14 protein-coding genes are annotated in these 12902 nt (G+C 41.4%); 8 read left to right on the top strand and 6 right to left on the bottom strand.

The genetic code is table 11. The features are described 5' to 3' along the window. Positions 1-10: 10 nt before the first annotated feature. The 3 genes from NO991_RS18615 (at position 11) to NO991_RS18605 (ending at position 2270) form a co-directional block, all read left to right on the top strand. Positions 11-721 (top strand): HAD-IA family hydrolase, encoded by a 711-nt coding sequence (locus tag NO991_RS18615; RefSeq protein ID WP_054554655.1) that lies wholly within the window; start codon positions 11-13, stop codon positions 719-721. A gap of 67 nt (positions 722-788) precedes the next feature. Continuing rightward, positions 789-1901, top strand: coding sequence for a TIGR02281 family clan AA aspartic protease (locus NO991_RS18610; RefSeq protein WP_235373323.1), 1113 nt, complete (start codon positions 789-791; stop codon positions 1899-1901). 9 nt (positions 1902-1910) lie between these two features. Continuing rightward, positions 1911-2270 carry a HopJ type III effector protein gene (locus NO991_RS18605; protein WP_138618766.1) on the top strand — a complete coding sequence of 120 codons (360 nt, stop codon included), beginning with the start codon at positions 1911-1913 and terminating at the stop codon, positions 2268-2270. Between the two features lie 14 nt (positions 2271-2284). Here the strand turns inward: NO991_RS18605 and NO991_RS18600 are convergent, their stop codons facing one another. Together NO991_RS18600 and NO991_RS18595 are read right to left on the bottom strand one after the other, a co-directional pair. Further along, complete coding sequence (locus tag NO991_RS18600; protein WP_300359314.1) at positions 2285-2692, bottom strand: GNAT family N-acetyltransferase; 408 nt, start codon at positions 2690-2692, stop codon at positions 2285-2287. A 27-nt stretch (positions 2693-2719) separates the two neighbouring features. After that, entirely contained in the window at positions 2720-3025 is a 306-nt protein-coding gene (locus NO991_RS18595; protein WP_054554651.1) for a DUF6482 family protein, read from the bottom strand. A gap of 80 nt (positions 3026-3105) precedes the next feature. Between NO991_RS18595 and NO991_RS18590 the strand changes: the two genes are divergently transcribed. The 3 genes from NO991_RS18590 (at position 3106) to NO991_RS18580 (ending at position 5450) form a co-directional block, all read left to right on the top strand. Next, positions 3106-3792, top strand: a complete 687-nt coding sequence (locus NO991_RS18590) for a pseudouridine synthase (protein ID WP_209328448.1) — start codon at positions 3106-3108, stop codon at positions 3790-3792. A 68-nt stretch (positions 3793-3860) separates the two neighbouring features. Further along, on the top strand, positions 3861-4235 hold the full coding sequence (locus tag NO991_RS18585) for a BlaI/MecI/CopY family transcriptional regulator (protein ID WP_054554650.1): 375 nt from the start codon (positions 3861-3863) through the stop codon (positions 4233-4235). Between the two features lie 9 nt (positions 4236-4244). Then, entirely contained in the window at positions 4245-5450 is a 1206-nt protein-coding gene (locus NO991_RS18580) for a TonB family protein (protein ID WP_371352275.1), read from the top strand. 78 nt (positions 5451-5528) lie between these two features. Here NO991_RS18580 and NO991_RS18575 read toward each other — a convergent pair whose 3' ends face one another. Then, positions 5529-5912 carry an MAPEG family protein gene (locus NO991_RS18575; RefSeq protein WP_166341435.1) on the bottom strand — a complete coding sequence of 128 codons (384 nt, stop codon included), beginning with the start codon at positions 5910-5912 and terminating at the stop codon, positions 5529-5531. A 495-nt stretch (positions 5913-6407) separates the two neighbouring features. On the opposite strand from NO991_RS18575, the gene NO991_RS18570 reads away from it, so the two are divergent. After that, positions 6408-7286 carry a DMT family transporter gene (locus NO991_RS18570; RefSeq protein ID WP_138598955.1) on the top strand — a complete coding sequence of 293 codons (879 nt, stop codon included), beginning with the start codon at positions 6408-6410 and terminating at the stop codon, positions 7284-7286. Positions 7287-7326: 40 nt separating this feature from the next. Here NO991_RS18570 and NO991_RS18565 read toward each other — a convergent pair whose 3' ends face one another. Next, on the bottom strand, positions 7327-7644 hold the full coding sequence (locus NO991_RS18565; protein ID WP_054554646.1) for a multidrug efflux SMR transporter: 318 nt from the start codon (positions 7642-7644) through the stop codon (positions 7327-7329). Beyond that, positions 7644-9176, bottom strand: coding sequence for a carbon-nitrogen hydrolase family protein (locus NO991_RS18560; RefSeq protein WP_194442861.1), 1533 nt, complete (start codon positions 9174-9176; stop codon positions 7644-7646). Before NO991_RS18560 ends, NO991_RS18565 begins: the two co-directional genes overlap by 1 nt. Before the next feature lie 243 nt (positions 9177-9419). Here NO991_RS18560 and NO991_RS18555 point away from each other — a divergent pair, with 243 nt between their 5' ends. Next, complete coding sequence (locus NO991_RS18555; protein WP_194442860.1) at positions 9420-10511, top strand: GGDEF domain-containing protein; 1092 nt, start codon at positions 9420-9422, stop codon at positions 10509-10511. On the opposite strand, the gene NO991_RS18550 is transcribed toward NO991_RS18555, so the two are convergent. Then, on the bottom strand, positions 10508-12790 hold the full coding sequence (locus tag NO991_RS18550; protein WP_300359336.1) for a penicillin acylase family protein: 2283 nt from the start codon (positions 12788-12790) through the stop codon (positions 10508-10510). The genes NO991_RS18555 and NO991_RS18550 overlap by 4 nt on opposite strands. Positions 12791-12902 lie beyond the last annotated feature (112 nt).

Raw genomic sequence — 12902 nt, 5'->3', positions numbered from 1 at the left:
CCTTGTCATTATGATCCGATTTAACCGTGCCCTATCGCCAGTTTCTGTTTTAAGTTTTGATTTAGACGACACACTTTACAACAACCATCCGATCATAAAATCAGCCTTGCAAGCACAAGCTGATTACCTCGAGGCATTAGACCAATGGCCAGCCGATAGCATGAGCTACTGGTTAACATGCCGCGATAAAGCTTTAAAACATGATGCGACTTTAATTGATGACGTTACGCGCTGGCGACAAGCAGCATTACACTATGCCATGACCGATCTGGGTTTTTCAGCAGAGCAAGCTCAGTTGCATGCCGAAAATGCTTATCAGGCATTCGCTGATGCCCGCAGTCAAATAACCGTTACTGATGAAGTACTTGAATTACTTACTAATCTCAGTAAACACTACCGCCTCATCGCCATCACCAATGGTAATGTCGAAGTAGAAAAGTTTAACCTTAATGGTGTATTTGAGTTAGTTTTACAAGCAGGCCCACACGGAAAAGCGAAGCCGCATAGCGCCTTATTTGATAGCGCAGCCAAACACTTAAAGGTGCCTCACAAGGAAATTTTGCACATTGGCGATAGCCTAGATACTGATGTGCAAGGCGCCAATAATGCCGGCTGCCAAAGCGTTTGGCTTAATAACCAAGCAACGCAATATCGTTATCAAGGGTTAGCAGATATTGAAATAAGCAATATCATGGCGCTCAATCATTTAGTTAAAAAGTAACGACTTTAAAAAATGTGTTTTATGCTGAGTAAGTAAATAACAAAGATTAAATGATTGGGCAAAACGGATGAATGCTTTTCTTAAATTAATATTGCTATGCTCTCTTAGCTTAAACGGATACTTTATTTGGCAACTGTTTAACCCCGCGAAGCCAAAACAAATTGAGACTGTAGCAACCACTCCTATAGTCAAGAAAAGCGCGGTTTTACCAGCCCACTTTCAACAAGCTGTTGCGCTATTTAGCAACCAATTATTCGACAAAGCGGTGGCCGAGTACACCCAATTGCTTGTTAATGAACCTCACTATGCAAGGCAACTTAAACAAATTTGGCAACAACAACTTGAGACATGGCTTTCCCATCAAAAATTCACCTTAAGTGAGCAATTTTTAACGGCCTTTTTAAATAGTCACCCTTACGATGTCACCATGCTTGAACTTGAGGCAAAGCGTTTAATAGCACAAGGTGATACCCAACAAGGTATTATCAATTTACTGGCGCTTAGCAACCAGTTAGACAGCAATGATAAGCAACAACTTAACAAACAAATAGACGAGCTAAGCAAATCCTATATTGATGAACTTATTGCAACGCAACAATGGCAAGCCCTACTTAATATTAGTCAACAATGGCTTGATTACGCGCCTGGCAACGCGCATTACTTATATAACAATGCATTAGCTAACTACCATTTAGAAGATTATGTCGCGAGCCAAATAACCCTAGATCAACTACCCGAAGATCATGACTATAAACAACAGGCTGAGCAATTACATCAGTTGATTCAACAAGCCCTCGCAGGTGTTGAAATTATAAAATTAACTGCTCGAGGTTCGCACTATTTGGTGAACAGTATTATCAACGATGATATCGAAACCGAGCTGATGATCGACACCGGCGCTAGCTTTACTGTAATTAACCAAACATTATTAAACTCGCTTAACACCCCAGCCAATTACCTTGGCACCTTACAAGTAAACACAGCTAATGGAATTGTTGAAGCAGAGCGTTATCAGCTCGAGTCGTTTCAAGTCGGTCAACAACGTATTCGTAATTTTGAAGTGCTGGTAATAGAAAATCATGCCGGGTATGGTTTACTAGGTATGAACTTTTTAGAGAATTTTGAGTTTAATATCAATCAGCAAGTGAATGAGTTAGAGTTGATAAAGAACAATTTTTAAGGACAAGCAATGACTCTTAACGAATTTCTTTCGAAATTAGCAAGCACACCGCAGCAAATTGAGTTTACCGATACCATGGCGGTCATAGACAACAATTATGACTTTACCCCAAGTGGTTTTAACAATCATGGCCTGCTAAGCGCGGCAAATGAAAATAATGGCTCGTGTAAAATTTTTGCCTTTGCTAAGCTAAATCAATTGAGTAAACAAAACACCCTAGATTGCTTTGGCGCGTTTTATCGTGATGACGTATTACACAATCCTGAAGGGCAAGACCACATGAACATCCGCACCTTTATGCTTGCCCCAGAAGCGACCCCTTTCTTAGGTGTTACTTTTACCGAGCAAGACGTGCTTAAAGCGAAGTGAGTAAAAGCTGATATTTAAAGGCTTTTTTCCATAAAATAACGGCAGCCGTCGAGTGGGTAGTTACGCATTTCATATTTAACTAGGTAGCCGTTGTTTTCGTAAAAGGGTTTAGCTTGGAAATCGAGCGTATCAAGTTGTGCGGTGTTTGCACCAAGTGCTTTAGCTTTACTCTCTAATTCAGCGAGTAAGCGTGTCGCAAGTCCCTTACCACGCGTCTTATCATCACACCAAAGCCAACTAATAAGCAGCCAATTGCCAAATACCTGACCATGAATACCAGCAACAACAGTGTTTTGTTTATTAACGAACTTAAAACCAACGGGAATACGCTCGGCATTAAAATGCGCGGCGTTGAAAGCCACAATATGTTCTCTAAGCTGGTTGTTTAAATCAGCTGAGTCATCACTTTTTAATTGATACATATACTCAGTATACGCTTATATCGTTAATCAGTATAAGTGGTTCTTACCATAGGGTACTTCAAGCATGTTGCTGGCCAGCTTTTCGGGCTGACCACACATCTCATCATAAGCACTAGTGTGGCGTAAAACCATATCACCATAACTTAGGTGATCGAGACGCTTTTGAATGTGCAACGGGCTAATATCGCGAATAAACTCACCTTGCTCATCAGTAACATAATACTCAACGTTATTGATCAGCACAGACACCTGATACAGCGCCATTTCTAATGAATGAAGGATAACCTTTTGCAGTGGTTGGTGAGCTGCAAGCTCTGATAATTTGATAGGCATGTGCATTCCTCTTTGGTGGTGGAACTATTCATACGTGATTTTGATATACTGTGATCAAATTAATTGTACAAAAATCACTCATGCCAGAAAAAGTACGACTTGCTAAATTTATTGCCCATGCGGGTGTTTGCTCTCGAAAGCAAGCATCGCGCTTGATAGATCAAGGTGAGGTAACAGTAAATGGCCGTGCCGCAAATCATATAGATCATGTTGATGAGCACGATGATGTGATTGTACTTGGCGAAAAAATTTTAGCTAAGGCACCACTCACCTACTTTGCTTATCACAAGCCTGTTGGTATAGATTGCAAATTAAATGCTGATGACCCAACAAGCCTTATTCATAGCCTGCCTAAAACCACTCGCGTTTACCCAATTGGCCGGCTCGACAAAGACTCCCGAGGTTTGTTGATTTTGACCAATGACGGTGAGTTTTGTAATCAACTGATCCACCCTGATTACCACCAACCCAAACGCTATTTAGTCACCGTTGATAAGTCCCTTGATAGCGACTTTTGTAAAAAAATGGCGGGCGGTGTGCCTGTCGATAAGCAAATAACCCTCCCTTGCACGGTGACTCAAGTCAACGAAACGCAGTTTTGCATTGTCTTAAAACAAGGTTTAAATCGGCAAATACGAAAAATGGCACGTTTTTGTGGCTACAAAGTCATCGACCTTTACCGCACAGATATCGCAAAACTGTCACTCACCACGCTGAATTTGCCCGAAGGACAGATAGTCAGTATCAAAAAAAGTGACATTCTCTAACAAAAAAGTTTGCATTAATTGATTACACGTGTAATCTTTAATTAAAGATTACATCTGTAGGCATAAAAATGATTGAACTTTCTAAAGCTGAATTCGAAGTATTAGATGCAGTATGGCTTGGCTACCCAGCCACAGCTAGTGAAGTAATTGCGCGTTTAAGTGACGATAAAGAATGGCACGAAAAAACCATTAAAACGCTACTAAGCCGTTTAGTTAAAAAAGGCGCTCTTAGCTTCGAGAAACAAGGCCGCCAATATAACTATACCCCTTGCATCGCCCGTGAAGAATACACATTAAAAGAAAGCCAAAGCTTTATTGAACGTTTCTTTAATGGCCGTATTGCGCCACTGGTGAGTGGCTTTGCTAAATCAGAGCAACTCTCGCAACATGATATTGATGAGCTGAAAAAGGTCATTGATGATTGGGAAAAACAGCAAAAATAAGGCGTTGTTATGTTAGATGTATTTTTTAATTGGCTGTTAGATCAACAACTTTTGATCTCATCTGCAATTATGTTTTTATTGCTGTTAGAGCGAAAGTTACTAAGCCAGCTATCGGCACGCTTGGTTTATACACTCTGGGCGCTTTTACCAATTAGTTTATTGTTAGCGAACCTACCAGAGCACTTAAAGCCAATTCAAAACGACTTTATCAGTAAGCTGACTATCACGCCAAACAAAGCAATAATGCCGCAGTTTACGCTCACTTGGTTTGCTATTTATGGCTTTATTAGTGCCGCACTGCTGATCACTGCCGTATATTTTCATTACCGTTTTCTAGCAAAACTGCAGTTAGCGCCAATTACGCTTGATCATCACAGCAATCAAAGTATGCGCTTATACCAAAGCAACCAAGTGAGCTCACCTATGGTTGTAGGGGTTTTAAATACCAAGCTAGTGCTGCCTACAAACTATCAAAGTCACTACGATAACCATGCTTTAGCGCTTATTTTAGAGCATGAATCAGTGCACATTAAACGCAAAGACAACCTAATTAATGCCATCGCTTTAAGTGCCACTATTTTGTTGTGGTTTAACCCTGTCGCTTGGCTTGGTTATGCAAGTCTGCGCCGTATTCAAGAGCTTTCATGTGATGAGCAAGTACTCAAAAATAAATCAACTGAACAACGAATTTTATACAGTAAGGCATTAGTGCACTGTGCAAGCTTTAGCAGAACAGGCTTAATGGCTTATTCACAATACGGAGATAAAAACACCATGTTACAACGTCTAAACCAAATAAAGCAGATCGACAACAGCTCATTTATCGCAAAAACAGCGTTAGTTATTTTTACAGCGGGCATGCTTAGCAGCTTTGCGATTGCAAAACAGCCGATGTCAGTTGAAAAGACAAAAGACTATCAAGCGGTTATGCGTGTAGAGCCGATATACCCTATTCAAGCTGCAGAGCAAGGTATTAGCGGTTCAGTCGTTTTGAAATACGATATTTTACCAAGCGGCGCCACCAGCAATGTAAGTGTGGTAAGTGCAGAGCCTGAAGGTGTTTTCAATCGAGAAGCGAAAAGAGCCTTAAAAAAATGGCAGTATGCGCCGTCTGAATCCGGCTTTAAAAACGCATTAGTACAACTCGATTTCGCCTTAGACGAAAACTACCAAGCAAAGGATTTAATAGAGAAAATTAAAGTTAGCTCTAAGTAAAAGCAATCACTTAAGACCCTAAAGCAAGCGCCTTATTTAAGCCGCTTGCTTTGTGGTTTTTGACTACTAGCTCTATCGCTAAAGACAAAGAGCAATCATAGCCACAGCACAAACATAGCCAACAAGCCAAACTAATGAACGTAAAATATCCTGGTTTATGTAGTAGAAAATACAATACAACACACGGGCAATAACATGCACAATCGCAAGGGTCTCAGTTACCTGATAGACATTATTGCTACCTATTACGACTGCCAGAGCGACAGCAAAAATAATCAGCGATTCAAAGCTATTTTGATGTGCTGCCAACGCACGAGCACCAAAGCCGGTTAGTTTAGCTTGTTGTTCGCGTGGGTGCTTATTGTCGTAGCCTGACAACTTATTTTGTGCAAAAGCCACAGGCGCTTTGGCCAAATAGGGGATGAGTACTGCGATGAGTGCGCAGATAATCAGTATGGTCATGATATTTCCTTATTTTTTAACTGTTTTAGCTTACCCTAACGCAAACAAAAAAAAGCCGCTACATATAACAGCAGCGGCCAGCAATAGCATCATTGTCACTATAGTCTAAAGTCAGCATAAAAGCCCTGCGGCATATTGTCACAGCTGAGTTTTTCTCAAGTTGGTCGATAAGCTGATGCTCTAACACTTTGGTTTTGTTACTATATACCCAAGCCTCCTCAAGATGCAGAATTCAGCGTTTCACAGGAGCTTAATATCAAGGCGGTACTTTGCAAGAATGGCAGTCCCTTTTAAGAAGTAACAACGATGAGAGTAAGTGCCTGTGAAGCGCCCAAAGGGTTGGTTTAAAAGCGATTTATACTGCGTTATTGATTTTAACAATAGAACCACTATTATTTGCAATCAATGCCTTGCCTAAATCGCTTTTAATTCCAACTGAAACTCACATCTTGAGGTGGCTTGGGTATAAATACTCCTCATTAATTTATTTTCAATATGACTTGGATTTTCTTAACTATTTTTGCGGCATTTATGCAGTCGTGGCGCAACGCTTTGCAAAGCAAACTCAGTGCAACAGTGAGTGTTGCCGGGGTAACGCTTGCTCGCTTTATCGTTGCCAGCCCAATTGCTGCCCTGTATTTATTTGCACTTTATCAATATCAAGACGCCGCACTTCCTGACTTTAATCTGGCTTTTATTGGCTACATTGTTGGCGCCAGTATCGTCCAAATTGTTGCCACAGGTTTAATGGTAAAGCTGTTTAAAATGAATAACTTTGCAGTCGGTGCAGGGCTTGCTAAAAGTGAAGCGCTAATGGCGGCCATTTTAGGTGTCATGTTCTTTGGCTCAGCACTGTCGTTACTGGGCTGGGTTGGCGTATTTATTGGTGCAATTGCGGTACTGCTATTAAGTGGCATCGCGAATGTTAAACACTTTAATTTGGGCACCGCACTGCTTGGGCTTGCTTGCGGCACTTCTTTTGCTCTCTCTTCATCATGGATCCGTGAAGCAAGTTTAAGTTCAGGGCTGACTTTTCCGCACTCTGCAGCTTGGGTGTTAGTGCTGATAATCAGTTTACAAACACTGATGCTATGCGTGTATATTGCATTCAAAGAGCGCGATACTTTTAAGAAAATGTGGCAACACAAAGGCACCACGACCGCTGTTAGTATTTGTAGCTGTTTAGGTTCTATTGGTTGGTTTAGCGCCATGAGCTTGCAGCATGTTGCTTATGTAAAAACACTGGGGCAGATAGAAGTATTCTTTACCATTATGGTATCGATTCTTTGGTTAAAACAGCCGTTAAAACGCCAAGACACGGCGGGGCTTGTGTTAATTGCACTGGCTGCCATTCTTGTAATGCTACCCAATTAGGCTTATTTCTAGTCATTAAAAAAGCGGCTATGCCGCTTTTTTAATGACTAATCTTTAGGGTTATTACACCACTAATTATCAACAGTACTCCGGCAATGCGGCCAAATGTAGCGGCATCCCCATAAAATAAAATACCAACCAAGAAAGTGCCAGCAGCACCAATACCTGTCCATACTGCATAGGATGTCCCCATCGGAATATCCTTTTGCGCCAACCACAACATAAAGCCACTAGCGACCATAAAGGCGACAGCTATAGCAATCCCTAACCAGCGACTATCTGCCTGTTGAGACATTTTAAGGCCAACAGGCCAGCCAATTTCTAACAGCCCTGCGACAATTAAATACAACCACGCCATTATTGTTCTCGCTTTTTCAAAATTACATCATATAAATCTTCACGGCGGTCTTTTAAGTTTCTTACCGTTCCTTCACTGTGAAGAATTTTAAGTTTATCCATATCTAAATCACTGAATAACAGCATTTCAGTATTTGGCGTTGCTTCATTCAAGGTTGCATCATGCGGGAACGAGAAATCTGAAGGGGTAAGCACTGCTGATTGCGAATACTGTACATCTAAGCTTTCTACTTCAGGTAAGTTACCAACCGAGCCTGCAATCACAACATAACATTCATTTTCGATTGCACGTGCTTGCGCACAATGACGAACACGTAAGTAACTATTTTTTGTATCTGTCCAAAATGGCACGAACAAAATATCTAATCCTTGCTTAGCGAGAATACGCGACAGCTCAGGAAACTCTACATCGTAACAAATTTGAATACCGACACGACCCGCATCCGTTTCAAATACCGCAATTTTGTCACCACCTTGGATCACCCAGTCATTTTGCTCGTGAGGGGTAATATGAATTTTACGCTGCTCATCAATTTTACCGCTACGGTGGCACAAATAGCTAACATTATAAATCTTGTCGTCTTCAGCGAGTGGCATGGAACCGGTGATAATATTGGCATTGTATTCAACCGCCATGCGTGACATCGCATCACGGAAGGTTTCTGTGTATTCGGCCAGATAACGAATGGCTTCCGTTTGATTGCTTTGCTCAGTGAGACCCATTAACGGGGCATTGAAAAATTCCGGAAACAGAATAAAGTCACTTTTATAATCTGATACTGTATCAACAAAATACTCCACCTGCTTGAGCAGCTCTTCCACAGACTCAACACAACGCATTTGCCATTGTACGGCACCGACACGGACAATTGATTTGGTCGACTCAAGTACCGTATCAGTCGGCTCAAACATAATGTTATTCCACTCTAGTAAAGTGGCATAACCAACTGACTCCTGATCTTCAGGAAGGTATTTTTTAAGTAAACGTTTAACTTGGAAATCATTAGATAGCTGAAAGCTTAAAATCGGATCATACAGCTCTTTGTGGTCAACTTTTTCGATGTACTCCATCGGAGACATCTCTGCACTGTGATTGTAATAGCGCGGAATACGTCCACCCGCTAAAATAGCGCGCAAGTTATACTGACGGCACAGCTCTTTACGCGCATCGTATAAGCGACGACCCAGTCGCATCCCTCGGTGAGTTGATGAAATCACCACATCTAAACCATAAAGTGCATCACCTTCAGGATCACTAAATACACGGTCGTGACCATCAACAATATCTTCGTAGGTATGTGGGTTAGAAAAGCGCGCGTAATCAACCTGTACACTCAAGGCGATGCCTACTAAAACACCATCGTCAACAATGCCTATTTGCCCTTCCGGAAACTGGTCTATTAGCCTAAAAATAGTATGGCTTGGCCAAGCACCTCCAAGCCCTGGGTAAGCTTGATCCATGAGGGTCTTTATTTGTGGGTACTGTTCTTTAGTTAGATTACAAATCTCTAAATGCGTTTTTTCCGCCGGCATAACTACTCCTTTTTAGGCACGAAAATATTATCAAGGCAAACGGCAAGCCGATATCAATGATGGTTTGATTAGAGTGGCATTAATTCACAGTCCTGCCAAGCTTAAAGCTTAGCAAAAACGAAGTGAACTGGTGTTTAACCCGATTAAATTAAATGAATTAAAGAAACAGAAATCTCTTTAATTCTTCACAGCCTAAATTTTAATCTATACTAGTTTTTACACCTAGCTGTCTAAGAGGTCCGGTTGCTAAAACATCTCTTAAAACAACCTAAGCAATCAGAGTTACAAGAAATAGAGCATGTTAAGTTTCTTATTATTTTGAAGATTGCTTACTTTGCACTCGCAGTCCACGTTGTGCTAATTCCCGTTTTCGCTCACATTGGTGCAGTTACTTTGGCAATAGTAAATGTTCTAAGTGTGTGTGCATGGGCTGGAGGAATTTTTCTAATCAAACAAGGTTTAACCTCCTTAGCTCTTCGTGTGTTTTGTCTTGAAGTTGTTATTCACTCAACCATTGTTTGTGCAATGCTTGGCTTAGATGCAGGATTTCAATTTTATCTATGGACTGTGTCTTGCCTGTTAATGATCGACTATCAACTAACTTTAAAGCGAGCTTCTTTGTATAGCGTGTTAATGATCATTGCTTTTGCATTGTTGTATGTGTTTTTTTCAAATACAAACTACCCTTTTGCTTACTCTGAGCTGCTTCCCCATATTAAAATAATTAATATAATTATTGCTGGCTTACCTATGATTTATGGCATGGGCTTCATTAGAGAGATTACTCTTTCACAACGACTAGAGTTAACGGAAATGGCAGCCCGGGATCCTCTTACAAAACTTTTCAATCGCCGCTTTGCTAAAAAGCTAATTATGAATGCACGCAAAAGTTGCATAAATAATAACAGCCCTCTTTGCATGGCCATGGCAGACATCGATCAGTTTAAAAGAATCAATGATAATTACGGGCATGATAAAGGTGATACTATTTTAGTGAATATTTCACGACTCATCAGTGAATTCATGAGCGAGGATGATATTGCAGTTCGTTGGGGCGGAGAAGAGTTTTTACTAATACTTACTCAATCTAATGAACGCCAAGCCTTTGCAAAAATTGAAGCTTTGCGTACAAAAATAGCAGCATTGGAAGCTCACCCTGACTGTCCGGATTTAAAAGTAACTATGAGCTTTGGTTTAATTGAATGGCAACCCCTTACTCCCATAGAAAAAATGCTGCAGTATGCAGATTCAGCGCTGTATGAGAGCAAGCACTCTGGCCGTAATAAGACCACGATAGTGCATGCTCAAAGTACATTTTTTGAAAATGAAGATTAATTAATTGCCTCAATAGTAATGCTATGTGCAATCTCTTGCGGCAATAATGGCGTTAAACCATTACTGACATAATCGTTAAACCCGGCACGATAAAATTCTGACAATGGATGCCCAGATTGCCCACCCGGAATAGCCATAATCGCTTTATCTAAATGCCCTGGTTGAACAATAAAGCGCTGCGAAGCACCAAAACTACGCCCTTGTACTGAAGGCATAAAGGTATCACCAAACCCAGGCGCCGTAGGCATATTCAATAAGCTTTTAAGTACCGGTATTTGCTTGGCAAATGGGTGCTCAATCACTAACTCGTTGACCTTACCCCACTCCCAGCTGTGCGGGTTGTTACCGTACTGCTCGGTTAGTTTAGTGATAACGCGATCAAATGCAGCTAGCATTTGCTGATTCCAGTTTGCATACTCTGGGTTTAACCATGCTTCAGGCTGCGCTTCGATAAGTTGCCAAACAGCAGGCTCTAAGTCTCGTTTTACTGGTTTTAAGCTGCTGTCGAGGGCTTTTAGCTTATTCTCTAATGGACTAAATAAACCATTAATTACTTCACTGCGGTAACGCTTTACTAAGGTATAACCAATTGAATCGCTACAAGCACACGCCTGCCAATTATTTAGCTCTTTTAAATACAGCGCATATTTATCGCCTGCGTTGCTGAGCTGTTTGACCAGCAGTTTATGCCAAGCTGTTAAGAATCGAGCTTCATTATCATGTTGTAAGTCATAAAAATCTTGTTCGTTGAACTGTTGCTTTTCAAATAATCGATCGCGAATTTGTGCCGAGCGAGCCCCCATGGCATAAGCACCATTACCAAAGCGCTGGTCATCCTCTGCGGAAACAACGCGTGAGTTGCCCGTCCATAATCGGCCACTGTCTGGGTTTTTAACAAATGGACGCAGCGTTTCGTTTTCATGCCACGCTGCAGGATACGCTTGCTCAGCCACCGCTAATTGATGGGGCTCTTTACGGGCTGGAACGGCTCCCATATTCTTCCAAGCGGCGTTACCTTGATCATCAACAACCATCAAGTTTTGGACAGGAATACCCACTTCAGCCGCAAGCGCTAGTGCATCATCAACCGTACTTGCTTGCTCAAGCTTAAGTAATTCCATATCAACCGCATACTCATGGTGAGCAACCCAACTTAGTGCATATGGTTTGCCATTAATTTCTTTTACTGGGCCATATTCACTCATAGTTAAAGCATAATTTTCAATGCTGCCGTCATTGAGTAAGATGGGTTCATCTATCTGCCACGTTTTCTCTTTACTCTCAAGGGCTATCCAATCGGCTGTATCTAGGTAACCATTGGTGAATCCCCAAGCTATTTTATTATTGGTGCCAACTACAATTGCTGGAGCGCCAGGTAATGACACACCGGTGATTTGCTGCATTTCACCATTGAGTGGATAATTGAGCTGGGCACGGTACCAAATGATTGGCACAGCAAATGATAAGTGCATATCGTCTGACAACATTGCAGCACCAGTTTCAGTTAACTGCCCAGTAACTGCCCAGTTATTACTACCAAGCTCCTTGCGCTCTGCAATCTCAGTCATAGCCCATTGAGCGTCTTTGAGATTTGGAATACCTCCGTTATAAGGTGCTAATACGCTGTTATCGAGCGCCGCTTGATAAAGGCTAGGCTGAGTAATAAAGTCGACCATCGCCTTACCGTAGAGATCTTCGATTTCGATCAGTGTTTTGTCGCGTTCAAAGGTAGCCGTTTGCAAATCTAAATACATACTAAAAATGATTAGTAAGCTGTCTTCACTTTGCCAAGGTTTTGCTTCAGCGCCAGTCAGTAAATATTCAAAACTATCGAAACCTACTTGCGCATGACCCTCATTAACCCCATTCGCGTAAGCTTTTAATAGCGCTTTATCTTTTGCTGGTAACTGCGCAACAGCAATCTGACTACGTTTGCGTAACTGATGAAAACGCATTTTTTTATCAAGCCCAACAGCAGCTTTACCAAATAATTCACTAAGCTCACCTGCGGCATTACGGCGCAGTAAATCCATTTGAAAGAATCGGTCCTGACCATGCGCAAAACCAAGAGCATAGGCTGCATCTAAACGGTTTTCGGCATGAATAACAGCCAGCCCTAAAGTGTCTCGTTCAATCTTCACTGATTGCGAAATAGCGTCGCTTTTACCCCGGCCATCAAGAGCCGGTAAACTTAGATTTAATACACCATAAACAAGCCCTGTTGCGAGTAACACCACAACGAACAAACCTATTAATAACCATTTGATTATCTTGAACATGCCATTTACCCTTGCGCTAAAGTAACACTGTATTAACCTGCTATATTAACCTGAGTTTTGTGAAAAAATAGTGTTGCTATCCAAATATTTAAATTTAGTTTTCTTGATTAGC

Source organism: Pseudoalteromonas sp. DY56-GL22 (assembly GCF_041414715.1).
GTDB classification, from domain to species: domain Bacteria; phylum Pseudomonadota; class Gammaproteobacteria; order Enterobacterales; family Alteromonadaceae; genus Pseudoalteromonas; species Pseudoalteromonas simplex.
This window is presented reverse-complemented; position numbering and strand designations above follow the sequence as displayed.

Excerpts from the sequence above, each read along its gene's own strand:
- NO991_RS18615 (WP_054554655.1), top strand. The coding sequence starts at position 11 with ATGATCCGATTTAACCGTGCCCTATCGCCAGTTTCTGTTTTAAGTTTT.
- NO991_RS18610 (WP_235373323.1), top strand. The coding sequence starts at position 789 with ATGAATGCTTTTCTTAAATTAATATTGCTATGCTCTCTTAGCTTAAAC.
- NO991_RS18605 (WP_138618766.1), top strand. The coding sequence starts at position 1,911 with ATGACTCTTAACGAATTTCTTTCGAAATTAGCAAGCACACCGCAGCAA.
- NO991_RS18600 (WP_300359314.1), bottom strand. The coding sequence starts at position 2,692 with ATGTATCAATTAAAAAGTGATGACTCAGCTGATTTAAACAACCAGCTT.
- NO991_RS18595 (WP_054554651.1), bottom strand. The coding sequence starts at position 3,025 with ATGCCTATCAAATTATCAGAGCTTGCAGCTCACCAACCACTGCAAAAG.
- NO991_RS18590 (WP_209328448.1), top strand. The coding sequence starts at position 3,106 with ATGCCAGAAAAAGTACGACTTGCTAAATTTATTGCCCATGCGGGTGTT.
- NO991_RS18585 (WP_054554650.1), top strand. The coding sequence starts at position 3,861 with ATGATTGAACTTTCTAAAGCTGAATTCGAAGTATTAGATGCAGTATGG.
- NO991_RS18580 (WP_371352275.1), top strand. The coding sequence starts at position 4,245 with ATGTTAGATGTATTTTTTAATTGGCTGTTAGATCAACAACTTTTGATC.
- NO991_RS18575 (WP_166341435.1), bottom strand. The coding sequence starts at position 5,912 with ATGACCATACTGATTATCTGCGCACTCATCGCAGTACTCATCCCCTAT.
- NO991_RS18570 (WP_138598955.1), top strand. The coding sequence starts at position 6,408 with ATGACTTGGATTTTCTTAACTATTTTTGCGGCATTTATGCAGTCGTGG.
- NO991_RS18565 (WP_054554646.1), bottom strand. The coding sequence starts at position 7,644 with ATGGCGTGGTTGTATTTAATTGTCGCAGGGCTGTTAGAAATTGGCTGG.
- NO991_RS18560 (WP_194442861.1), bottom strand. The coding sequence starts at position 9,176 with ATGCCGGCGGAAAAAACGCATTTAGAGATTTGTAATCTAACTAAAGAA.
- NO991_RS18550 (WP_300359336.1), bottom strand. The coding sequence starts at position 12,790 with ATGTTCAAGATAATCAAATGGTTATTAATAGGTTTGTTCGTTGTGGTG.